Here is a 786-nt window from a genome sequence, read left to right as displayed (position 1 = left end):
GTCGACCCCGCTGGCCGCGAGCGTCTTCCGCAGGGTGGCGAGGGCCAGCCGCGGGTCGAGGTGCGCCTCGCCGGGAAAGTGCAGCGCGCGGTCGAAGCGGCCGGCCAGACCCGGCTCAAGCTTGGCCAGGCCGGCGCCGGTGATGCGATCGTGGCGTGTGGTGCGGCGCGCGAAGCGGTCAAGCTCCTGCCGGTCGCGGGTCAGCGTCACCACGAGCGAGCCGCGCCGGATGACCGGCACCCCGGCGTCCTCCCACCAATCGGCGGCCTCGCGGCCCAGCCGGGTGACGGGCTCCTCGGCCGTCTCGCTTTCGCAGTCGGGGGCGAGCATCCCGCCGGCCCACCACGAACAGCCATGCGCGCCGGGCCCGCCCGCCGGATCGACAAGGCGCGTCGCGACGCCGCGCCGGGTCAGTTCATGCGCGACGCAGAGCCCGGCAACGCCCGCGCCGAGGATCACGGTCGGCCCGGTCAATGCCAGACCTCGTGGAAATGGTGGACGGGGCCGTGCCCCTGCCCCACGTCCAGCCTGTCCGCCGCCGCGATCGCGCCGTGCAGCCACCCCCGGGCGCGCGCGACGGCTTCGGGCAGAGGGATGCCCTTGGCCAGTTCGGCCGCGATGGCCGACGCCATCGAGCAGCCGGTGCCATGCGTGTTGCGCGTGGACAGGCGCGGCGCGTCGTGCCGGTGCGTGCCGTCGGCCGTGACCAGCAGGTCCGTACAGGTGTCACCGGCCGCGTGGCCGCCTTTCATCAGCACCGCTGCCGGCCCCATCGCGCGCAGGGCC

The 786-nt window shown here is 75.4% G+C and carries 2 protein-coding genes; both read right to left on the bottom strand.

Annotation, left to right across the window (positions count from 1 at the left end; genetic code table 11):
* The coding region (locus ACH107_RS33250) for an FAD-dependent oxidoreductase (protein WP_412509847.1) at positions 1-474 on the bottom strand (474 nt) is incomplete at its 3' end.
* The coding region (gene thiD / locus ACH107_RS33245) for a bifunctional hydroxymethylpyrimidine kinase/phosphomethylpyrimidine kinase (protein ID WP_412509846.1) at positions 471-786 on the bottom strand (316 nt) is incomplete at its 5' end. The genes ACH107_RS33250 and thiD, both read right to left, overlap by 4 nt.

The sequence above is a fragment of the Roseovarius halophilus (ex Wu et al. 2025) genome (assembly GCF_047086965.1).
Note: the sequence above shows the minus strand (reverse complement) of the source record. Positions and strands in the feature narration are given on the sequence as shown.